The organism is Lysobacter avium, assembly GCF_015209745.1.
Classification (GTDB): Bacteria; Pseudomonadota; Gammaproteobacteria; order Xanthomonadales; family Xanthomonadaceae; genus Novilysobacter; species Novilysobacter avium.
Genome location: NZ_CP063657.1, coordinates 289805 through 311238, shown reverse-complemented (window position 1 = coordinate 311238; position 21434 = coordinate 289805). Strand labels below are relative to the sequence as shown.

The 21434-nt window shown below is 65.9% G+C and carries 14 protein-coding genes; 10 read left to right on the top strand and 4 right to left on the bottom strand.

What is annotated here, in order from left to right:
* Positions 1-134 precede the first annotated feature (134 nt).
* From INQ42_RS01330 to INQ42_RS01310, 5 genes are all read left to right on the top strand, one after another.
* Entirely contained in the window at positions 135-2903 is a 2769-nt protein-coding gene (locus tag INQ42_RS01330) for a type VI secretion system Vgr family protein (RefSeq protein WP_194034824.1), read from the top strand.
* A gap of 1 nt (position 2904) precedes the next feature.
* Positions 2905-3783 carry a DUF4123 domain-containing protein gene (locus tag INQ42_RS01325; RefSeq protein ID WP_194034823.1) on the top strand — a complete coding sequence of 293 codons (879 nt, stop codon included), beginning with the start codon at positions 2905-2907 and terminating at the stop codon, positions 3781-3783.
* Positions 3780-6623 (top strand): T6SS effector BTH_I2691 family protein, encoded by a 2844-nt coding sequence (locus INQ42_RS01320; RefSeq protein WP_194034822.1) that lies wholly within the window; start codon positions 3780-3782, stop codon positions 6621-6623. Before INQ42_RS01325 ends, INQ42_RS01320 begins: the two co-directional genes overlap by 4 nt.
* Positions 6624-6626: 3 nt before the next feature.
* Complete coding sequence (locus tag INQ42_RS01315) at positions 6627-7658, top strand: DUF6708 domain-containing protein (protein ID WP_194034821.1); 1032 nt, start codon at positions 6627-6629, stop codon at positions 7656-7658.
* A gap of 238 nt (positions 7659-7896) precedes the next feature.
* On the top strand, positions 7897-9723 hold the full coding sequence (locus tag INQ42_RS01310; RefSeq protein ID WP_194034820.1) for a monovalent cation:proton antiporter-2 (CPA2) family protein: 1827 nt from the start codon (positions 7897-7899) through the stop codon (positions 9721-9723).
* Between the two features lie 44 nt (positions 9724-9767).
* On the opposite strand, the gene INQ42_RS01305 is transcribed toward INQ42_RS01310, so the two are convergent.
* Positions 9768-13193 carry an ankyrin repeat domain-containing protein gene (locus INQ42_RS01305; RefSeq protein ID WP_194034819.1) on the bottom strand — a complete coding sequence of 1142 codons (3426 nt, stop codon included), beginning with the start codon at positions 13191-13193 and terminating at the stop codon, positions 9768-9770.
* Positions 13186-13503 (bottom strand): YcgL domain-containing protein, encoded by a 318-nt coding sequence (locus INQ42_RS01300; protein ID WP_228064404.1) that lies wholly within the window; start codon positions 13501-13503, stop codon positions 13186-13188. The genes INQ42_RS01305 and INQ42_RS01300 overlap by 8 nt, the downstream gene beginning before the upstream one ends.
* 149 nt (positions 13504-13652) lie before the next feature.
* Here INQ42_RS01300 and INQ42_RS01295 point away from each other — a divergent pair, with 149 nt between their 5' ends.
* The 3 genes from INQ42_RS01295 (at position 13653) to xth (ending at position 18017) form a co-directional block, all read left to right on the top strand.
* Positions 13653-16064, top strand: a complete 2412-nt coding sequence (locus INQ42_RS01295) for a S9 family peptidase (protein WP_194034818.1) — start codon at positions 13653-13655, stop codon at positions 16062-16064.
* An 89-nt stretch (positions 16065-16153) separates the two neighbouring features.
* The gene (gene tssA / locus INQ42_RS01290) at positions 16154-17194 is read left to right on the top strand and encodes a type VI secretion system protein TssA (protein WP_194034817.1); all 1041 of its coding nucleotides are present in this window, start codon (positions 16154-16156) and stop codon (positions 17192-17194) included.
* Positions 17195-17249: 55 nt separating this feature from the next.
* Positions 17250-18017, top strand: coding sequence for an exodeoxyribonuclease III (gene xth, locus INQ42_RS01285; protein ID WP_194034816.1), 768 nt, complete (start codon positions 17250-17252; stop codon positions 18015-18017).
* Positions 18018-18120: 103 nt separating this feature from the next.
* Here the strand turns inward: xth and INQ42_RS01280 are convergent, their stop codons facing one another.
* Both INQ42_RS01280 and INQ42_RS01275 read right to left on the bottom strand, forming a co-directional pair.
* The gene (locus INQ42_RS01280; protein ID WP_194034815.1) at positions 18121-18393 is read right to left on the bottom strand and encodes a GlsB/YeaQ/YmgE family stress response membrane protein; all 273 of its coding nucleotides are present in this window, start codon (positions 18391-18393) and stop codon (positions 18121-18123) included.
* A gap of 101 nt (positions 18394-18494) precedes the next feature.
* Positions 18495-19865, bottom strand: a complete 1371-nt coding sequence (locus INQ42_RS01275; RefSeq protein WP_194034814.1) for an AMP-binding protein — start codon at positions 19863-19865, stop codon at positions 18495-18497.
* Between the two features lie 75 nt (positions 19866-19940).
* Here INQ42_RS01275 and INQ42_RS01270 point away from each other — a divergent pair, with 75 nt between their 5' ends.
* Positions 19941-20516, top strand: coding sequence for a 4'-phosphopantetheinyl transferase family protein (locus INQ42_RS01270; RefSeq protein ID WP_194034813.1), 576 nt, complete (start codon positions 19941-19943; stop codon positions 20514-20516).
* Between the two features lie 67 nt (positions 20517-20583).
* Complete coding sequence (gene rsmG / locus INQ42_RS01265; protein ID WP_194034812.1) at positions 20584-21258, top strand: 16S rRNA (guanine(527)-N(7))-methyltransferase RsmG; 675 nt, start codon at positions 20584-20586, stop codon at positions 21256-21258.
* The last annotated feature ends 176 nt before the right edge of the window (positions 21259-21434 follow it).

Below are 21434 nucleotides of genomic sequence, written 5' to 3'. Positions count from 1 at the left end.
GTCTACGAATGTCGCAGCGTCTGCGGATGCACCGCTTGATGTGCGGCTGCCAGCGACCCCTGCCGCCGTCGCCAATGAGAGGTTATGATCGGCGCGGGGCAGGCCAGGACGGCCGCCAGGGAGACACGACCGCCATGGATGCTCGCGCCACCTTGCTCACCGCACTCGCTGCCGCGCCAAGACAGTTCGATCGTCTGCTGCAGCTGCATACGGGATTGGGTCGGGACGTGCTGGTCGCGGAGAGTCTTCACGGCGTGGAGTCGGTCGACGACGGTGGCTATCGGCTGCAGCTGGACGCGCTGTCGGTGGACGCGCACCTTCCGCTGGATGAACTGCTCGGCCAACCGGTCCTGCTGGAACTGCTGACCGCCGAATCCGCCTCCCAGCGCCGCCCCTTCCACGGTCACATCACCGCCTGTGAGCGGGTCGGCAGCAACGGCGGCATCGCCCGCTACCGCGTGGTCATCGAGCCCTGGCTGGCGTTCCTGCGCCAGCGGGCGGACAGCTACGTCTTTCATGACATGAGCGTGCTCGAGATCGCCGAGGACCTTTTCGCCGATTACGCACAGGCCGGGGCGCTGGCGCCGGCGTGGCGCTGGGAGCTTTCCGACCGGTCGGTCTATCGCACCCGCAGCCTGACCACGCAGTACCACGAGAGCGATTTCCACTTCCTCCAGCGCCTGCTCGCCGAGGAAGGCATCGCGTACTGGTTCGAGCACACCGGCGACACCGCTGGCGAGACGCTGGGCAACCACACGCTGGTGCTGGGCGACCATCCCGAAGCGTTTGCGGACGCCGGGAGTGTGCGCTTCCATCGTGCCGACGCCACCGAGCGCGCGGACAGCATCCAGCAGTGGGCCAACACCCGGCGCTGGCAGACCGCCTCGATCAGCCGCGCCAGCTGGGACTACCGAAGCCGCACGCTGCGCCCGGCCTCGAGCCAGAGCGTCCTGGCGGGCAGCGACGTCACCACCGAGGACGTCGACACCAGCGGTCCGTACGGTGTGGCCGACGAGGCGCACGCCGCGTTGCGGGCAAGCCGGCAGATGGAGGCAAGCGATGTCACGGGTCGCTTGATCCGCGCCGCCGGCACGTGGCGCCGCCAGGCACCGGGCACCCGGTTCTCGTTGACTCAACACCCCGACACCAACGGCAAGTCGTACACCTGCCTGCGTGTAGAGCATGCCGCCCGCAACAACCTGGGCGCGGAGGTGTTCGAGGTGCTTGACCAGAACTTGGGGCTGAGCGACATCGGCGCGTTGCCACTGCCGACGGCGCTGTCGTCGGACACCGGCCTCGCCGATGAGATGGGCGCAGCGCCGGCGACGGATTTCTACCGTAACACCCTCACCGCGATCCCGGCCGACCTGCCCTACCGCCCGCGCACCGTGGACGGCCATGGGCTGCGCCTGCACCCAAAGCCCACGGTCCGCGGCACCCAGACCGCAATCGTGGTCACCGACGGGGCGCCGCTGCAGACCGACCGCGACCACCGTATCAAGATCCAGTTCCCATGGCAGCGCGGCAGCAAGGCCAGCTCAGGCATGGCTCACCCCGACGGCGATGACAACGCGCCCGGCAGCGATGCGGCGTGGACGTGGGTGCGCGTCGCCACCCCGTGGGCGGGCGACAACTGGGGCAGCGTGATGCTGCCGCGCAAAGGTCAGGAAGTCGTCGTGGCTTTCATGGAAGGCGATATCGACCGCCCCGTCATCGTCGGCAGTCTCTACAACGGTGCGGGCCAGCCGGACGCGCCGCACAACCAGGTCAACGGCGGCAAGGCTGGCGCCACCGGCAATGCCCCGGCGTGGTTCGACGGCAACGAACATCCGGCCGTGTTCACAGGCTTCAAGAGCCAGGCCCTCGGGGCGAGCCAGACCGGTAGCGGCGGCTACCAGCAGCTGCGCCTGGACGACACACCCGGTCAGGGTCGCGCGCAGGTCGCCACCACCCAGCACGCCACCACGCTGACCCTCGGGCACCTCAAGGGCGGGGAGGACAACGTGCGCGGCCGCGAGTGCGGCTTCGGCGTGGAGCTGTCCACCCAGGCCAGTGGCGCCCTGCGCGCCGGCGCCGGGCTGCTGCTGAGCACCGAGCCCGGCCGCCAGCAAATGGCCGCCGACGGACTGCGCAGCCAACTGGCCAGCGGCGCCGAACTGATGCAGAGCCTGTCCGATACCGCCAGGGCACAGACTGCCGACCTGCCGGACGAAGCCGATGCCCTCCCCGCACAGGAGGCACTGAAGCAGGTACAGGACACCTCGAGCGGCACCTTCACCGGCGCCGCTTCCGGTGACGGCGTCAGCGGTGGCGACGGCGAAGCCCCCGGCTGGAGCGCCCCGCTGCTGGCTGCCAGCAGTCCCGACGGAATCATCGCTACCACTCCGGCCGACCAGATCTGGGTGTCCGGCACCCAAACCACCCTGACCGCCGGCAACGACCTGAACTGGTTGAGCCAGGGCGAGACGGTCATCGCGGTCGCAGAAGGCATCAGCCTCTACAGCCATGGCACCCCCGCCCCGGGCGGTAAACCGCAGACCAGCACCGGCATCGCGCTGCATGCCGCCCAGGGCGATGTGAGTGCACGGGCGCACAAGAACGTGGCCACCGCCGCAGCGAAGATCAGCGTGACACTCGCCAGCACCCAGGCCGATGTGGAGATCGCATCGCCGAACAAACATGTCCTGGCCACCGCTGCCGGCGCCTATCTGAAACTGGAAGGCGGCGACATCGAACTGGGTGCGCCGGGGACGATCGAGTTCAAGGCGGCGAAGAAGGAATGGACTTCGCCGGAGGCGGCAAGTATGCAAGTCAAACTGCCTAGCGGAGAGCTAAAACTCTGCGAATTCAAATCCCGTGGCGCGGATGCGGCTGGTGACGGACTCATTCCGCTGCAACGTTGACATGACAGTTCTCGATCACCGCCTGCTGCTGGCGCAGGACTACGCACTGATCAATCCACTGCAGGTGGATTCCTCGCTATGGCACGATCTTCCGCTCGTGCCTTTGTCTCCGAGAGAATTGGCAGCGAAACCAGTCTCTATGCCACGACTACTGGCACTACGCGAGATGACTGAACACGATTGCCTGCAGCTGCTGCAGCGCGTGCACGAGCAGGCGCGCAGAAACAAATACCCGTACTTCTCCGCGCTGATTGTTTCGAGTCGTACCACTAGGGAGCTGTCGGCCCAGCTCGCCGAGCGCATGATCGTTCGAGTGCGAGATCGACGTAATGCGATTCTGCGTTACTTTGATCCTCGGGTATTTCGGCATTTGCGTTGGATTTTGAACAAAACGCAGATGGACAGCCTGCTGCGAAGCGTCGCCGTCTGGACGTGGCTTACCCCGGATGGAAATTGGACGCAGCATCAGTGTGCCAACGCAGCGTCGCCCTCACGTCTGCGTTTGACAGATAAACAATGGGAGGCCCTCCAGCGGCTGCGTCTGCTTCACCGCTGCCTGGAGCAAATGGCCATACACGTGCCGAAGACCCTCAATGATGACGCCATCGCCCAGCATGTCGATGCTCTTTTGCACCTCGCATATACGGAGTATGGCCTTCGCGATGGCGATGACCGTTCTTTATATGCGCTGCAAGCCGCCCGTTTTCATCCTCGAATTGGCGAGCACCCGGAAATTCGGATCCGCCTGTGCAAGGTGCAAAAAGGCGACATCAGTTATGTCGGTGCCTGTGCCGATTTGAGCGATGACGCGCTGTCTCGCTTCGCCGGGCAACTCGCTTCCAATGTTCCACCAACTTCAACATCAGGGATGTCTTCGTGACTGAGCCTAGCGCTTCATGCCCGTTCTGCGAGAAGAAGGGACTGCCCATTCTGCCGCTCCGCGCCGCCATTGCCCGTACAGACTACGAAGATGTACGCTCAACGTGGAAGGCGCTCGACCTGCCTGCCAACATGAGTGCTGGCATTACGGACATCGCACTCCCCGCCCAATCGGCCAAGTACACCGGTCGCCTGCTGCGGCCCGGCTATCTTTACGTCTTCAATGAAGCGCGGGGGGAATGGAAGGCGTATCTGGTTACGGGACTCGGCTACCTTTATGAGTTCGACATAACAGACACTACGCCACCCGATGCCGACAAGATCGAGTTCTCCTGCTTCCGTACCGGAGAGGAATTCGTGGCTCGCTGTATAACGATCCCCGATGCACAGCAAGCCGGAAAAGTCTGGCTGGGTTTTTCCGATACCGCGTGGACACCATTAGTGCTGGACCGCCACAGGAAGCAGGTGTACCGCGAAAAGCACATGCGCGTGGTTGACATCAAACAATGGCTGGCAGGAAGCACGTCACAGCCTCATACCGCACCGTTCAACCAGCTGCCGAAGATCGTGAACGAGTTCGCCATTGCCGGAACGGAGCGCGGAGAAGAGGAAAAGCAGCCTGAATACAGCGTGGTGATGGATAGCGAGACCGGTGAACCCGAGATCGACCCGGAAACCGGACAGCCGATGCTGGCGATAACCCTCGAGACCGTGAAGATCACGTCATTCCCGCCGCTCAATTTCTCGCCTCATCGGTTTGAGGCTTGCAAACATGAAGCGCCCGGCCTGATGGACTGGGCCGCAGCCGCAGCTCAACCGCATGAGCCCATGCTGGTGGCGGTTGACGATCCAGTGGGGATCACCATGGAGATCGCGGCTCTGATGGGCAATCGGCTTCAGGACTTTTTGGGTCAAGAGGATTTGGAGCGGCCATTAGCGATCTCAGCGTTGGTGGATTCGCTCGAGGAAGCAATCCGCAATCAGGCTGAACTTGACGAGATCCACACGCGACAACAAAAAGCGGTTTCCGATCTTTATTACTGGAAAAAAATACCGGTGATGTCGATGGACGGCATCCGCGATCCCGTACGCGACCGAATGCAAACAGAGCACTTGGAACGAATGAGCGATCCGGTCTACCGCAAGCAGTGGGAGGCCAAGATCGAGACCGCGAAGCAGTCGGCAGCTGACGCCCTCACGCAGTCCGACCTGGACGATATCGCCGACAAGGCGTGGAAGAAGTACCGCAATCAGCTGCGATCCGGTGAACCCGATGCATGGCGCAAGCGGGTGTATCAGCCGCGACTGGAGAAATTCGATCGCGAGCAGATGGTGCCATTGGCTAAAGCGCACTGTGCGTGGCTGACAAGCGATGCGACGACAGGCAGCTTCATCTGCAACCACGATGATACCGACGCCGAATCCGGCGCGGGCTATGTGCAAGCACTGTTACTTTGCATCCAGGACACCCAGCAGAATCAGATCTGTTTCGACACCTATCAGGACTGGCTGACTGCCAATACCGCCGATCCGCGTAATCTGCTACAGCGTGCGCTTCTGTACAACCAGCAAGAGGTGATCGAAGCACTGGACAAAGCAGTACCGGGAAAAGGACTGCCGAAAGGCGAACTACCCGACGTGCAGTGGAAGACGCTTATAGCGTTGTACGGCAAATCGCTTAAGCATCTCGACGCTGGTGGCCAGAATATCGTCGCGCAGTTGCTCACCGCCGTGGGTGGGCCGGTCATCCGAGTGTTGAACGGAATGATCGACAATACTGTTGGCCGGTTGGTAATCGCGCTGGGTATCATTGGCGAAGCACCGATTACGATGGTAACGCACGTCGGCACTGTGGATGAGGCGCTGGATGTGATGGTGAGACTGATGAAAGAGATCAACCCGGAGGCGCTGGAGAACGTAGATATTGAGCTGCTAAAGCGCAGGCTGGAAATCCAGTCGCGCGGTCGCCGACAAACGATTCAGACCCGGGGAGAGAGCGGTCGCTTCGGTGCATCTAAAGTCGCCCTGCGCGTTGACCGGTTCGCGGTGACACAGATCAAGGCGGGCCTGACACCGGCGCAGGCGGCCGCAGAAGCCGCGGGCGCGGCACTGCGGATGAATGAGTGGCCGAAGAATGACATGGCACGGTTCCGCGCGATGTTCGGCACCAATTCACGGCTGGCGGTGATCGGGCTGGTCCTCCAGATAGTGGGTGCCAATTCGATGGCGACAAAACTCGACACCAGTATGTCCCACAAGCGTTCGGAGAACAATTGGCGGTTTCGCAGCAGCGTGGCCGCGATCGTCGGCGGAGTGGGCAACCTGATCCATGATGGCGTTGTAGCAGGGGGCAAGGCGGGGAATATCCGATTGGCGAAAGCAGCGTCGACGTACTGGGTGAAGGTACTGGGTGTTGTCAGTCGGGGAATTGGTGTTGTGGCGGCAGGAATTGTGGCGGTGATAGATGCAAGGAGCGCATGGCGAGAATACCAAAGGGGCAATGCCGGCATGGTTTGGCTATATGCACTGTCGGCTGCGACTGGCCTCGGGGCAGCCTTGCTTTTCGGGGGGGCATTCGGCGCACTAATATTTGGCGTGTCAGCCACCGGTGTTGGCCTGATTTTGGTGGTGATCGGCATCGCCATCGCACTGCTGGTCGAATTTTTCAAGACCGATGAACTTCAGGACTGGCTGGAACGCTGCTTGTTCGGCGCTCTTGATGCAGGTCGCCGCTATCAAGACCTCAATGAGGAAATGAAGCAGTTCGGACTCGCGATGAAGGCGCTCGGCTTTAAAAGCGATGACGAAACAGCACCAGCTACAGCTGTACCGGAGCATTGATACGTGGACTTCACCGGACTAAACCGCTTCACTGCCTACAAGCTCAATCGTCCCCTGACGTGCGAAGAGAAAGCTAACCAGTTGCAGCGGCACGTGACTGCGAGCGCTGAGCCGCTGGACTGGCTGTCGGTAATCAAACTCGACAGCACATATCTGGAAGTTATCGATCGGTGGTACTCCTCGAAAGGCTACGCAACGTGGATGGGATTATTAATCGGAGTGCCGATCGCCGTTTTTGCATTCGCATTTTCTTTTTCAGCTATCGGCGAAAGAGACCCAGTGATGTTGGCGTCGGTCTTAGCAATTGCCGCAATATTCGGTTCCTTTGCCTATGCAGGTTGGTGGGTCGTCCGGTTCGACTGCTTCCGCCAAACCCATTACCCCATCCGATTAAACCGAAAGACGCGACGAGTTTACGCCTATCGCCCCGACCGCTCTATCATCAGCGCCAATTGGGATGATCTTTTCCTGTGCGTGGTGGAGAATGAGCTGACGATGGGTCAGACCAGCTACGACGTGCGCGCCCACGTCTTGGCCGACGACGGCGAGACCGTCGTCGATACGTTTACGCTGGCTTATGCGTATCTGGGTGAGCGGGCCGGATTGATGTGTCTGTGGGAATACATCAGGCGTTACATGGAGGCACCGGACGGTCCGCAGCAAAGCTACAACACAACAGAAATGTGCATGCCCATCAACGGTCGCAAGGAAGGCGTGGTCTTCGGCCTGGTGCGCACGTTCGCCTTGATGGTGAAGTGGCCGGCGCTGCAACTGCTGGCTTCGCCTCTATGGGCACTGACCACCTGGGGCAGGTGGATCGCGATGGCCACCTGCAAGGTTCCTGTCTGGCCCGCGGAAATTGAGGCCGCCTGCCAGCCCGATCCGGATGACCCGTACCGAAAGGACTGGCGGAGCAATGGCAGGTATGGCTTCTGGGAGCTCGGCTGGCCGGCCATTTGCCTCGTAGTCGGTTCCCTTGTGGTTCTCACCGGTGTCGTCTGGCTCGTCGAATTCATGTGGGGAGCATTCGAGTAAGGCACGCATGGTAGTAGCCGGCCTGGTGCCGCGGTTCCAACTCGATGGCGACCGAGCTGGATACGGTTATCTCCCAAGTGCATGCCAGAGATTCCGGAAGCTAATCGCTACGACGACGATAGGCATGTGATTCATCGATCCAGAGAAGTCCTGCGCACTCGCTCGCGCCCTACTCCACACTCGAACACTCCTCCCAGCCCCTGCCGCATAATCAACCGCTCCCCTGAAGAGGTACGCGATGAGCGGCGGCGGTCTTGAACTTGCGGTGGTGTTCCTGCTGGCAGCGGTGATAGCGGTGCCGGTGTTCCGCCGGTTCGGGCTGGGCGCGGTGCTGGGGTATCTCGCTGCGGGCGTTGTGCTGGGGCCGTTCGGTCTGCGGGTCATTCGCGATGCGGAGCCGGTGCTCGCCGCGTCCGAGATCGGCGTGGTGATGATGCTGTTCGTGATCGGGCTGGAGCTCTCGCCGTCACGGCTGAAGGTGATGCGCCGTCCGGTGTTCGGGGTCGGCGGGGCGCAGATGCTGATCACCGGCGTGGTGATGGGCGTGCTGGCCACCTTCGCCGGGTTTGGCTGGAAAACGGCGCTGGTGGTCGGCCTGGGGCTGGCACTCTCCTCCACGGCGGTCGGCTTGCAGCTGTTGTCGGAGCGCAAGGCGCTGGGCAGCGAGCACGGGCGGCTGGCGTTCGCGATCCTGCTGTTCCAGGATCTCACCGCGATCCCACTGCTCGCGGCGATCCCGCTGCTGGGGAAGGCCAACCTGGTCGCCGAAGGCGGGTTGGGCTGGGACGCGATCGCCAAGGCCGCGTTCGCCATGGCGGCACTGGTGCTGGGCGGGCGGTTCCTGCTGCGCCACCTGTTCCGCTTCGTGGCGCGCTCGCTGATGCCGGAGGTATTTACCGGCGCGGCCTTGTTGGTCGTGCTTGGATCGGCGCTGCTGATGCAGAGCGCGGGTCTGTCGGCCGGCCTGGGCGCGTTCCTGGCCGGCGTGTTGCTGGCCGACTCGGAGTTCCGTCACGAGCTGGAAGCGCAGATCGAACCGTTCAAGGGTCTGCTGCTCGGGCTGTTCTTCATGGCGGTCGGCATGAGCGTCGACCTCAAGCTGGTCGTTGCGGAGCCGGTGTTGATCGAGCTGTTGGTACTCGCCCTGATGGTGGTCAAGTTCGCCATCCTGGTGGCGGTCGGCATCAAGCCGGGCAAGCTGTCGCGGCGCGACGCGTTGCAGTTGGCCAGTGTGCTGGCGGTCGGCGGAGAGTTTGCGTTCGTCGTGTTCGCCGAGGCGGTCAAGGCGGGCCTGCTGGAGGCGGTCATGCGCGATCGACTGGTGGCAGCGGTGGGCGTGTCCATGGCGCTGACGCCGGTGCTGATGATCGCGGTCGCGCGGATGCTTCGCGGCCAGCCGGTAGCGCGGCCGGAACCACCCAAAGAGCCACCGCCGCCCGACGGCCATCCGCAGGTATTGATCGCGGGATTCGGCCGCTTTGGCCAGATCGTGGCGCGCATGCTGGTGGCCCAGAAGGTGCCCTTCATCGCGATCGAGCACAGCGCCGATCAGGTCGACTTCATGCGTCGTTTCGGCAATCCCCTTTTCTACGGGGATCCGGCCAAGCCCGAGTTGCTGCGTTCGGCTGGCGCCAGCCACGTCAAGGTGTTTGTCATCGCCATCGACGATCCCCAAGGCAGCCTGCAGACGGTGCGCGTGATCCGCCGCCTGTACCCGGAGGCGAAGGTGTATGCGCGCGCCCGCGACCGCCGCCACGCCTGGCAACTGCGCGACCTGGGCGCATTCAGCCTGCGCGAGATGCTGCACTCCAGCCTCAAGCTGGGCGAGGAGGTGCTGGTCGCTCTCGGGCTACCGCCTGCCGTCGCCCGGGATCACGCGCAACGGTTTCTCGCCCACGACGAACGACTGCTGGAAGCGCAGTACCGCGTCCACGACGATCCGGACGCGGTGCTGGAGGCATCCACGCTGGCACGACGGGAGTTGGAGCAGCTGTTTGATGCCGACCTGGGCGAAGGCGTGCTGGGAGGCATCGCCGCGTCCCGACGCTCGCAGGAGACCCACTGAGGCGCGCGCCAGAACGCACGATTCCGCACCAGCGAGAACGCCTCTTACTGTTTCTCGCGCAGAAACCGGGCCATGGAGACGTCGCCCACGGGATGGGCTGAGGTGAACTGCGCGGCGATATCCACGAACCCGCGCATCACCGCGATCTCGCGCGGACTGCGATTCAGTGTGTCGCGCAGGTCGGGATCCGCTCCAGCGCGCAGCAGCCACTTCACCACGCCCAGCAGTCCGTGCAGTGCAGCGAGGTGCAGGGGCCCGAAACCGCGGGCGTCCTGGGCTTCCAGGCTCGCGCCGTTGTCCATCAAGTGCTCCAGACCCGCGATCAGCACTTCCTCATCGGCATGCGCGCCCTGGTCGGCAGCCGCGCCCAGCAACAGCAGCACGGGCGACGGGCCATCCCCCGTTGGCTGCAGCGCGCCGTCATCGCTCGCCAGCAGCAGCGTGTCCAGCAGCGTGACCAGGCGGGTCCGATCGCGCGTGCCGAAGCCGAACATCGCCGCGCAGTGCAGTCCGGTCCTTCCGGAGTCATCGACAGCATCCGGGTCGGCCCCGGCCGACAGCAGTCGCGCCGCCAGCTCCGGGAAGCCGAGTGCACAGGCAATCATCAAAACGGTCAGGCCGCCCGGCAGGCGTTGCTCGACGTCGGCACCCGCCTCGATCAGGCGATCCACGATGTCCATATGGCGCATGCTCGCGGCGGCCGACAAGGGGGTGGCTCCGGAGCCGGCAGGGAGACCAACGCTGGCGCCGCGTGCCAGCAACAGGTCGACCACGGCGCGATGGCCGCCGCCCGCCGCACGCAGCAACGCACTGCAGCCCTGGCTGTCGACAGCGTGCACCGGCAAGCCCAGGTCAAGCAGCCGGCGGACTGCGTCGGCGTCACCGGCCATGGCCGCAGACGGTAGATCGGACGCCAGCAACCGGCGTCGCGGCAACGGCCAGCCGCGCCAGTCCAGCCAGTCGGCGAGGTCACGACGGCCGGAGGCCAGCGCGACGCCCAGCGGGGTCTGACCGTCAGCGGCAAGCAGGCCCGGCGCGGCACCGTGCGCGACCAGTTGCTTGAGCATCGCTTCCCGCCCCAGGGCGGCCGCCAGGTGGAGGGCACTCATTCCGCGGCTGTCGCGGTCATCCAACCCCACGCCCGATTGCAGCAGGCGGGTGAACAGCTGCGGCCAGCCCAGCCGCACCGCGAGGGCCAGCGCCGGGTCGCCGCCGGGAGAGGGAGCAAACGGATCGGCGCCGCGTTCCAGCAGCTCCAGCGCAAGGTGCTCCAGGGAACCATCGGGCTGACCGCGGGTCATGCAGGCGGCGAGGAATCGGGCAAGTCCGCCCGCACCGGCAGGCGACACTCCGCGCTGCAGCATCACCGTCAGCGATTCCTGCGCGGACGGGCCACTGCCGAGCAGGTTGAACATCGGCGTCGTACCGGTGCCGTCCCGGACTTCCGGATCCGCCCCGCGCGCCAGCAGCCACTCGATCTGGCGCGGCGGCAGGGCGCCATCGCCGTCGTGGAAAAGCGCGCCCAACTGACGCGGGCCAAGCAGCGCGGCGACCGTATCCAGGGCATGCTCGCGCCCTTCGTCCAGTCCTTCGCGCAGCAGGGTGATGGGGGCGCGGTCGGCAGGGCCCGCATCATCGGCGCCCGCCACTTGCGATGGCACTGCGTAGGCAGGATCAAACACGGCCACCAGCGACCAGCGACCGGTTTCCGCGGCACGATCGATCGCCCGTCGCCCGTCTTCATCCCGCACCGCCGGGTCGATCCCCAGATCCAGCAAGCGCTGCACCAGCTCCGGCGGCGTCTGCGGGGCCATGCAGGCAATCATCAATACGTTGCAGCCCTGCCCGTCCGCGGCCGTTGCGGCAGCGGGGTCGGCCACGTCGAGCAATTGTTCCAGCACCGCGGCGTGGCCGCCGCGCGCGGCTTCGTGCAGCGCATTGCTCCCGAGGCTGTCGGTTGCCGCGGGATTCGCACCGGCCTTGATCAGCGCTGCGACGATGCTGGCATGGCCCGCGCGTGCGCCCTCGTGCACGGCAGTACGGCCATCCGCGTTCACCGCATGCACCCGGGCCTTGAGCTTGAGCAACAGTTCCACGCCGGCGGGATCGTCTTCCTCGCCCCCGGCGGCCGCGAGCAGCGCGGGCTGGCCGCCGTCGGGATCCGGATTGGCGCCGCGCTCGAGCAGGAAGCGCGCCAGCCGCCAGTTGCCAGCGATGCACGCGACGCCCAGCGGCGAGAAGCCGTCGTCATTGAGCGCATCCAGCTCGGCCGCCGCATCACGCAGAAGCGCCGCCACGCCGGGGTCGGAGCTGCGCGCGGCGAAGTGCAGCGGCGTGTTGCCCTCCGCGTCACGGATGCGTGGATCCGCCCCGTTCGCCAGCAGCGTGGTGACCGCGTCGGGTCGGCCGTGCCAGCTGTCGCGGGTCGCCGCCAGCAGCGGCGTCAAACCGGCGTGCATGTGGTTCAGCGCGACACCGGCGGCGATCAGCGCCCGCAGCAGTCGCAAGTCCGGCAACACGGCCGCCAGCACCGCCAAACTGCGCTGGTCACGATCATCCGCGGGCGGCAGTGCGTGCGGATCGGCGCCCTGGGCAATCAGTTCAAGTGCGCGCTCGACCCGGCCACTGCGCGCCGCCTCGTACAGCTGCGGCACCAGTTGGGGATTGATGACGTTCGCCGGTGCCACGTTCGCGAGGGCGACCTCTGCGGGCCCAGGCTCGGCGTCCCCAGGAATCGACTCGTCCGGCGCGGTCGCCCCCTCGTCTTCAGCCACGATCGCGCCGTCTTCCGGAGGCTTGGCCTCGCCGGTGGGCGGTAGGGAAGAATCGTGGGCGAGCGCGGATTCTTCAATCTCCTCAAGATATTGCAGCGCCTTCGCCGGCTCGACCCGCTGCAGCCAGCCGTGCACTGCCACGGATACCAGCGCCAGCACGACCGACACGATCCAGCGCTGGTGATTCGCAAGCCACTCCGGCCATGCCAATGCAACGATCGATGCCGCGATTGCGCCGATGCCCAGGGCGATCCCAAGACCGCGCCACGCCCCCGGCTCCAGGCCTTCCAGGGCGCGGTGGTGGTCCCCCAGTGCGCCGCCGTCACGCTCCAGGCCCTGCCATACCGGCCAGAAGCGCCACAGCACAATCAGAGCGCCGCCTGCCACCGCACTCAGCGCCAACGCGGCAGGCAGAGAGCCGCTGGCCAGCAGCGCCGACAGCGGCCACGCCACCAGCAACGCTACCCCGCCAATGGCGACGGTCCAAAGTGCCAGTAGCGGCGCAAGTTCGATCCGCAAATGGGAGGGCGAAAGCGGTGCCGGACGTCGTTGCCGGCGTGCGGCGAGGGCGAGCACCGGCTGGGCAAGCAAACCACCCACGGCGGCCAGCCAGCCACCCAGGCCGGCGAGGCCAATCAGGACAAGACCGGCAGCAGCCAGAACGATCGCAGCGGTCGGAAACCGGGGCTCAGGCATCGGTTCCCCAATCCGAGGTCAGCGGATCCTGACTGACCGGCGGCGGCATCTGAACGTGGAACCCGCGCGTTGCCAGGTCGTTTTGCACCTCATCGGCGTTCCCGCGGGCCAATTGGCGCTTGCCGTCCAGCGTCACTTCCAGCACCAGGTCGAACGGCTGCAGCGCCTTGTGCACGGATTCGGACAGGCACTCGAAGTCGTCGCGGGTGGCGAGAAAAACGTAGGCGCCCTCCTTGCGGAGGCTCTTGTAGACGTAGGCGTGCATGGGCGGCGACAGAAAACGCACCGGGGCGGGCGATGGTTCAAGCATACCGACAACCCGCCCCGCAACGTACACACCATGCGCGCGCGCGAGCCCCTATGAGCGCTGCGGGCATGACCGAAGACCCGTGCGAGCGCCCTGCACCGCCGGTACGCTGGCCCGGCTGATCCCCACACCTCACCCTGCCGGTCCCGCCCATGAGACTTTCCTCCTTTGCCCTTGCACTTGCCCTCGGGTTCCTGACCTCCCACGCCGCGGCCCAGCCGGCGGCCGGCAACGGAACCCCGATCACCCTGGACCAGGCGATGGCCGACCCGGACTGGATCGGTCCGCCGGTGGAACAGGCGTGGTGGGCCTGGGACGGGCGCAACGTGCAGTACAACCTCAAGCGCGACGGCGAACTGATCCGCGACACGTGGCAAGTTGCCATCAGCGGTGGTAGCCCGACCTTGGTGGACGAAAGCAGTCGCGCCCAGCTCGATGCCGCCGATCCGGTATTCGACGCCCGCCGCACGCGCGCCGCCTTTGTCCGCAACGGCGACATCTTCGTGCGCGATCTGCGCAGCGGTGCGCTGACCCAGGTCACCCGCAGCGAGGAGGCCGAATCGCGTCCGCAATGGAGCCGCGACGGCAACCTGGTGTTCCGCGCCGGCAATGACTGGTACCAGTGGCGCGCTGGCCAGGGCACCAGCCAGGCTGCAGTACTCAAGGCCGAGAAAGATCCCGCCGCCGAGCCCAAGGACGACGACCTGCGCGATCGCCAGTTGCGCCTGATCCAGACCCTCGCCGACGACCGCGCCAAGCGCGAGGCCGCGCGCGAGCAGAACCTCGCCTGGCAGGCTGCCGATCCGACCCGCGCGCCCATCGCCACCTATATGGGCGATGACCTGCGCATCGTCGATACCGCGCTGTCGCCCGACGCGCGCTGGCTGCTGGTGGTCACCGAGCCCAAGAGCGCCGAGAACGGCCAGGCCGGCAAGATGCCCAAGTATGTGACCGAATCGGGCTACGAGGAGTTCGAGGAAGCCCGCACCCGCGTCGGCCGCAAGGCGCCGCAGGGCCAGCGGCTGTGGCTGGTGGATGTCGCCGGCGGGACCCGTTCGGAGCTCTCGTTGAACGCGTTGCCCGGCATCGGCAAGGACCCACTGGCGGACCTGCGCGCGAAAGCCAAACTGAAGGCGCTGGACGGCAACCGCGATGTGCGGGTGGAGTCGGAGGGCGGCCGGCGGCCGGCCATCCACTGGCGCGATGACGGCAGCACCGCGGCGGTGCTGCTGCGCGCGGTGGACAACAAGGACCGCTGGATCGCCACGGTCACCCCGACCCGCGGCCGGGTCGAGTCGGCCGCGCTGAGCGTGCGCCACCACCTGCATGACGACGCGTGGATCAACTGGGGCTTCAACGATTTCGGCTGGACCCCCGACGGCGCACTCTGGCTGCTGTCGGAGCAGAGCGGCTATTCGCACCTGTATCTGGCCGACGGCAACGCCGCGCCGCGCGCGCTGACCTCCGGTAGATGGGAAGTGTCCTCGCCGGTGCTGGGCGCGGACGGCACCACGTTCTATTTCACCTGCAACCGCCAGCGCCCGGGCGACTACGAGGTCTGCGCGGTTGACCGCAGCGGCAACGTGCGCGAGATCACCGCCCTGGACGGCGTGGAGAACTTCGCCCTCTCGCCGGACGGCGGGAAAGTGCTGGTGCGCTATTCCGCCAGCTACCTGCCGCCGCAGCTTGCCGTGGTGGATGCCGGCGGCGGCGAGGCGACTGCGCTGACCGACACCCGCACGCCGGAGTTCAAGGCGCGCCAATGGATCCAGCCCGAGATGGTGCAGATCCCGTCCAGCGACGGCGCCGGCCCGATCTGGGGCAAGTATTACGGCCCGGCCGCGATGGAGCCCGGCCGCAAGTATCCCGTGGTCATGTTCGTCCACGGCGCCGGCTACCTGCAGAACGTGCATGACCGCTACCCGGTCTACTTCCGCGAGCAGATGTTCCACAACCTGCTGGTGCAGCGCGGCTACGTCGTCCTGGATCTGGACTACCGCGGGTCGGAGGGCTACGGCCGCGACTGGCGTACCGCCATCTACCGCCGCATGGGCACCCCGGAGCTGCAGGATTACCTGGACGGCCTGGCCTGGCTGGGCGCCAACAAGCAGGCCGATGTCGACCGCGCCGGCATCTACGGCGGCAGCTACGGCGGCTTCATGACCTTCATGGCGCTGTTCAAGCAGCCCGGCGTCTTCAAGGCCGGCGCCGCGCTGCGTCCGGTTACCGACTGGTCGCAGTACAACCACGAGTACACCTCCAACATCCTCAACACCCCGGAGCTGGATCCGGAGGCGTATCTCGCGTCGTCCCCGATCGAGTTTGCCGATGGCCTCCAGGACCACCTGCTGATTGCCCACGGGATGATGGACAACAACGTCTTCTACAAGGACTCGGTGATGCTCGCCCAGCGCCTGATCGAACTGCGCAAGGACAAGTGGGAGCTGGCGTCCTACCCGCTGGAGCGCCACGGCTTCGTCCACGCCGACAGCTGGTACGACGAGTACCGGCGGATCCTGGAACTGTTCGAGGACACGCTGAAAGACCCGTCCGCCGTACGCTGAGAAACGTGCGCGCCGCCGCCGACCGGGCCGGCGCGCGCGGCGGTGATCGGGGTACCATCACCGCGTCACCGCTACGCAATGGATTGCACATGTTCGACCAGGAAGAGCTGCTCGCGCCCATCCCCGGTGCGGATCCCGTCGGCGAGGACCTCTCGTTCTCGCTGGAATACGATGCCATCAAGGAAGCCCGCCGGGCGGATGATCCCTCGCTGGAACAGGGCGAGTGGATCACCGATCTGAAGGTCGCCGACTGGGCGGCGGTGGAGCGCATGTGCGCCAAGTTGTTGCGCGAGCGCAGCAAGGACCTGCGCCTGGCGGTGTGGTGGTCGGAGGCGCAGACCCGCAACCACGGATTTGCCGGCCTCGCGCGCGGCTACCGGCTGGTCGCCGGTCTGTGCGACCGCTACTGGGATGACGTCCACCCGCAGGTCGAGGACGACGACCTGGAGCAGCGCATCGGCAACCTGGGCTGGTTGATCACCCACTCCGGCCAATGGCTGCGCGACCTGCCGCTGACCCACGCACCGCAGGGCCGTTTCAGCCTGGCGGACTTTGAATCCGCACGCCTGCCGCGCAGCGATGACGACGACCGGCCGTCGCCGGAGACCCTGGAATCCGCGCGTCGCAACACGCCGCACGAGTTCTATGTCCGCCTCGCCGAACTCGCGCCGGACTGCCTGACCGCGCTGGCCGGACTGGAGCGCGCGATCGACGAGTGCCTGGGCCATGACGGCCCCAGCTTCACCGCCCTGCGCGACCAGCTTGAGCACCTGCAAGCCACCACGCAGCGCTTTGCCCGCGAGGCCGGCGTGCTGGTCGCGGGCGATGATCCAGAACTGGAGGAAGTCGACACGACCGTTCCGGCGCCCGGAAATCCCGCGCCGCGCGCGTCGGCGATCGGCAACGAGGCCGTCGCTTCCCGTAAGGAGGCGATCGCGCAGTTGCGCCGGGTCGCCGAGTTCTTCCGCCGCACCGAGCCGCACAGCCCGGTTGCCTACCTGGCCGACAAGGCCGCGCGCTGGGGCGAGATGCCACTGCACGTGTGGCTGAAGCGGGTGATCAAGGACGATGACACGCTGGCGCGGATGGAGGAGATGCTCGACGTCGCCGATCCGGTGGATTCGAACTGAGCGGAAACGCCAGCCCATGGATGAGTCAGCGCCTGCTCCCGGCTAGACTGGGCCGATGAAAATCGCCAGCTGGAACGTCAATTCGCTGAATGTCCGCCTCCCGCACCTGCAACAGTGGCTGGAGTCATTCGCGCCCGCCGTGGTCGGCCTGCAGGAAACCAAGCTCGAAGACGACCGCTTCCCCGATACGGCGCTCGCCGAGTTGGGTTATCGCAGCGTCTTCAGTGGCCAGAAAACGTACAACGGCGTGGCCATCGTTTCCCGGTCACCCGCCACCGACGTCCAGATCGGCATTCCCGGATTCGTCGACGAGCAGCAGCGCGTGATCGCCGCGACGGTCGAGGGCGTGCGCATCATCAATCTCTACGTGGTCAACGGCCAGGACGTCGGCACCGACAAATACGCCTACAAACTGCGCTGGCTGGAAGCGGTGCACGGCTGGATCACATCGGAACTTCAGGCGCATCCGGATCTGGTCGTCATGGGCGATTTCAACATCGCTCCCGACGACCGCGACGTCCACGACCCCGAGGTGTGGAACGACCAGCACATCCTGACTTCCACCGCCGAGCGCGCGGCATTACAGGGTCTGCTCGACCTCGGCCTGCACGATGCTTTCCGCTTGCACCACGAGGATGGCGGCATCTTCAGCTGGTGGGACTACCGCCAGGCGGCGTTCCGGCGCGACATGGGACTGCGCATCGATCTGACCCTGATATCCGATGCGCTCAAGACGCGGTGCGTCGATGCGGGCATCGACCGCGAGCCGCGCACGTGGGAGCGCCCGAGTGACCACACGCCTGCCTGGGTGCAGTTGCGCTGAGCCAGCGCCGCACGGGTAATCGGGCAGGCAAAAAAATGGCCCGGCAATGCCGGGCCATTTCCATCTCGGCGCATCAATGCGCCAATATCACTTCAACCTGGACTCAGCGCGGACGACCGCGACGGAACAGATTGACGATTGCCAGCAGCACGATCGCGCCAACCAGCGAAACCAGGATGCTCGGGATACTGATGCCGGCATCGTTGATGCTGCCGCCGGCAATGCCCAGCATGCCAGCAAGCCAGCCGCCGATAAACGCACCGATAATGCCGACCACGACGTTCAGGATGATGCCCTGCTGGCCGTCGGTCTTCATGATCATGCTGGCGATCCAGCCAATGATGCCGCCCATAATCAACCAGATAATAATGCCCATACGTATTTCTCCTTAGTTCCATCAGAGGTTTGTAAGTGCTCCCCTGAGTGGGGGCGCTTGCAGTCTGTACAGGGGAGCGTGACGACGACGTAGCGGTTTTCCTACGCGGAAAAAATATCCAGCAGGCTCTGGCGGGGGATCTTGCCGGTGGCGTTGCGCGGCAGACGGGCAACAAAACGGACCCGGCGCGGCAGGAAAACCGGGTCACAGCGACCGCGCATGAGTTGCATCAATGACGGCTCATCCATGCCCGGTGCCACCACGACTGCCGCAATCCGGCGCACGCCGCCTTTCTCCGCTTCAAGCTGCACGATCACCCCATCCTCGACCCCTGGCACGCCCAGCAGCACGCGGGTCAGGTCCCCCAGCGATGCGCGTTTACCGGCGATCTCCAACAGGTCGGCGTGTCGACCACGCAGGAGAAACCGGCCGTCGGCTTGCAGCTCCACCACATCGGCCAGCACCACCGGATGTTCGAGATGGGCTGCCGACACCCGGGTACCGTCGGGCTGTGGCGTCAAGCAGACGCCGGGCAACGGAGTCCACGCCGATTCCACCGCTGTGCGTCGCCGGGCGATGACACAGGTTTCCGTGGATCCGAAGAGCTCGCGGACGTGGCAGTGGAAACGCTGTTCGGCCTCGGCGGCCAGTTCGGGAGGCAACGGCGCGGTGGAGCAGACGATACCGGCCAGCGGCGGCATCGCCACGCCGGAGTGCAACAGCGCACGCAGGTGCACCGGGCTGGTCACCAGCAGGGGCGGCGTCGCGGCATCGTGCGCCGCGAGCGCAATATCGGCGGGAAAGAACGGGCGGCTGCCATGCACGGCCACGGGGCCCAGCAACGGCAACAGGACGGACATCTCCATCCCGTACATGTGCTGCGAGGGCACCGTTGCCAGCACGGGCGTGGTGAACCCGGCGTCGCCGGTGCCCAGCAATCCGGTCAGGGCGGCCAGGTTCTGGCAGGTCCCCGCGCGGAACGCGCGCCAGCGCTTGGGCGTGGCGGTTGGCTGACCGGTACTGCCGGACGTGAATCCGATCGCGACCAGTGCATCCGCGTCAATCAGCGGGATGTCACCGGTGCGTCGTGGAAGTTCATGAGGAAGCACGTGGTAGTCGGCGCCAGGGTCTTTCGTGGCGTCCATCTCGACGATGCAGTAACTGTCGGGGTACTGGGCGCGTACCTGGGCCACCGTCGCCTCGGCCCGCGAGGCCGGCAGCAGCGTCGTCTGCCCTCGCATGGCGGCGGCACAGAAGGCGACCAGGAAGCGGTAACGGTCTTCGCACAGGTTGAGCACGTGCGCAGCGGTCGGCAAACCGTCTGCGACGCCGCGAACCTCTTCGAGAAACCGCGACAGCGGCACGGCGCCGTGCGCATCGAAGACAATCGCCCTTCCCGGCGCGCCAAGGACAAGCGGCGACCGGTCGCCGGCAGCGACGTTCCTGGCAGTGTTATCAAAGACAGCTGACATAAGCTCAATACTGCGGCACTGCCGCTCCCCAATGCTTAGCTTACGCTGAGCAGCGCCATTCCCACCAACATCGCCATGCCCCTGCCCGAGCCCCATCCGTCCTGCTGGACCTGGCTGCCGTTGCCGCGCGGCGAGGTCGCCGAACCCCTCGCCCGCCGCTGGCTGGGCGAGCGGCTGGAGTGTGCGCCCGAACTGCTGTCACTGCGACGCGACGACCATGGCCGACCGCAGCTTGAAGGCGGATTTGCCGGCTGGGACTGCAACTGGAGCCATAGTGGAGAGGGCCTGCTGGTCGCGCTCGGCCGGGCGGTCCGTCTCGGCATTGATCTGGAATGGGTCCGGCCAAGACCACGGGCGATGGAACTGGCGCGGCGTTTCTTCACCGCAGCCGAGGCGGATGCGCTGGCCGGCCTGCCCACCACGCAACGCGAACCTGCGTTCGTGCGCCTGTGGTGTGCCAAGGAAGCGGTCCTCAAGGCACACGGCCGCGGACTGGCATTCGGCCTGGACAAATTCGAGTTCGAGATCAGCCACGCGGGTGTCCGCCTGGTTCGCTGTGACGCCGCGCTGGGGGATCCGGCGCAGTGGTCGGTGCTCGAACTGGTGCCGCAGCCGGGCTATGTCGGCGCAATGGCCTGGCGTCCGGAGTGATGCCGCGCCTGCTGCGATCCCCGCACGTGGATGCCCGCCCGCAACGCAGCCGCCATAATCCCCGCCCATGACAATCCCCATTCCCAACGCTGCCCGCGAACGCCTTGGTGCCGGACTGGCCAGCCTCGGCCTGGACCGCGCGATCGCTGCGCCGCTGCTGGAGTATCTCCAGCTGTTGCTGCGCTGGAACCGCGCCTACAACCTGACCGCGGTGCGCGAGCCGCTGGACATGGTCGACAAGCACCTGCTGGATTCGCTGGCGATGCATCCGCACGTGGATGAGATCGCCCGCGCCGGCGGCACGCTCGCCGACCTGGGCACGGGCGCCGGACTTCCCGGCATTCCACTGGCCATCGCCAAGCCCGGCCTGCGGGTGACACTGGTGGAGAGCAACGGCAAGAAAGTCCGGTTCCTGCGCGAAGTAGTGCGCAAGCTGGCCCTGACCGACGTGGAGGTGGTGGAGTCGCGGATCGAGGCGTTTGACCGTCCCGGCGCGTTTGATGCGATCACCGCGCGCGCGCTGGCGACGCTGCCGCTGATCCTCCAACTGGGCGGACACCTGCTCAAACCCGGCGGCCAGCTGCTGGCGATGAAGGGGGTCCATCCAGACGCCGAAATCGCGGCACTGCCGCCTCAGTGGACGGTCGCGCAGGCGCACGTGCTGCGGGTGCCAGGGCTCGATGCGGAGCGGCACCTCGTGGTTATCCAGCGCGAGGCTCCTGGGCAAAGCGCCGATCCGTAACGCTCGCGGCTCAACGCCACTGCATCCAGAGCGCGCAGCCAGCGCCGGCGTTCAGCTCCACACTCGCGACGCCGGTCACAGCCGCGCGGTTCGGCAGGCGCCGGCCATGGCGGGCATAATCGTCTGTCGGGCGGCGCCGCGCGCGGTCTTTTCGCAGCACCCATCGCAGCACGCAT

What these genes read in the sequence shown, in the direction of transcription:
- INQ42_RS01330 (WP_194034824.1), top strand. Translation starts at nt 135, where the DNA reads ATGGATGCTCGCGCCACCTTGCTCACCGCACTCGCTGCCGCGCCAAGA.
- INQ42_RS01325 (WP_194034823.1), top strand. Translation starts at nt 2,905, where the DNA reads ATGACAGTTCTCGATCACCGCCTGCTGCTGGCGCAGGACTACGCACTG.
- INQ42_RS01310 (WP_194034820.1), top strand. Translation starts at nt 7,897, where the DNA reads ATGAGCGGCGGCGGTCTTGAACTTGCGGTGGTGTTCCTGCTGGCAGCG.
- INQ42_RS01305 (WP_194034819.1), bottom strand. Translation starts at nt 13,193, where the DNA reads ATGCCTGAGCCCCGGTTTCCGACCGCTGCGATCGTTCTGGCTGCTGCC.
- INQ42_RS01300 (WP_228064404.1), bottom strand. Translation starts at nt 13,503, where the DNA reads ATGCTTGAACCATCGCCCGCCCCGGTGCGTTTTCTGTCGCCGCCCATG.
- INQ42_RS01295 (WP_194034818.1), top strand. Translation starts at nt 13,653, where the DNA reads ATGAGACTTTCCTCCTTTGCCCTTGCACTTGCCCTCGGGTTCCTGACC.
- tssA (WP_194034817.1), top strand. Translation starts at nt 16,154, where the DNA reads ATGTTCGACCAGGAAGAGCTGCTCGCGCCCATCCCCGGTGCGGATCCC.
- xth (WP_194034816.1), top strand. Translation starts at nt 17,250, where the DNA reads ATGAAAATCGCCAGCTGGAACGTCAATTCGCTGAATGTCCGCCTCCCG.
- INQ42_RS01280 (WP_194034815.1), bottom strand. Translation starts at nt 18,393, where the DNA reads ATGGGCATTATTATCTGGTTGATTATGGGCGGCATCATTGGCTGGATC.
- INQ42_RS01275 (WP_194034814.1), bottom strand. Translation starts at nt 19,865, where the DNA reads ATGTCAGCTGTCTTTGATAACACTGCCAGGAACGTCGCTGCCGGCGAC.
- INQ42_RS01270 (WP_194034813.1), top strand. Translation starts at nt 19,941, where the DNA reads ATGCCCCTGCCCGAGCCCCATCCGTCCTGCTGGACCTGGCTGCCGTTG.
- rsmG (WP_194034812.1), top strand. Translation starts at nt 20,584, where the DNA reads ATGACAATCCCCATTCCCAACGCTGCCCGCGAACGCCTTGGTGCCGGA.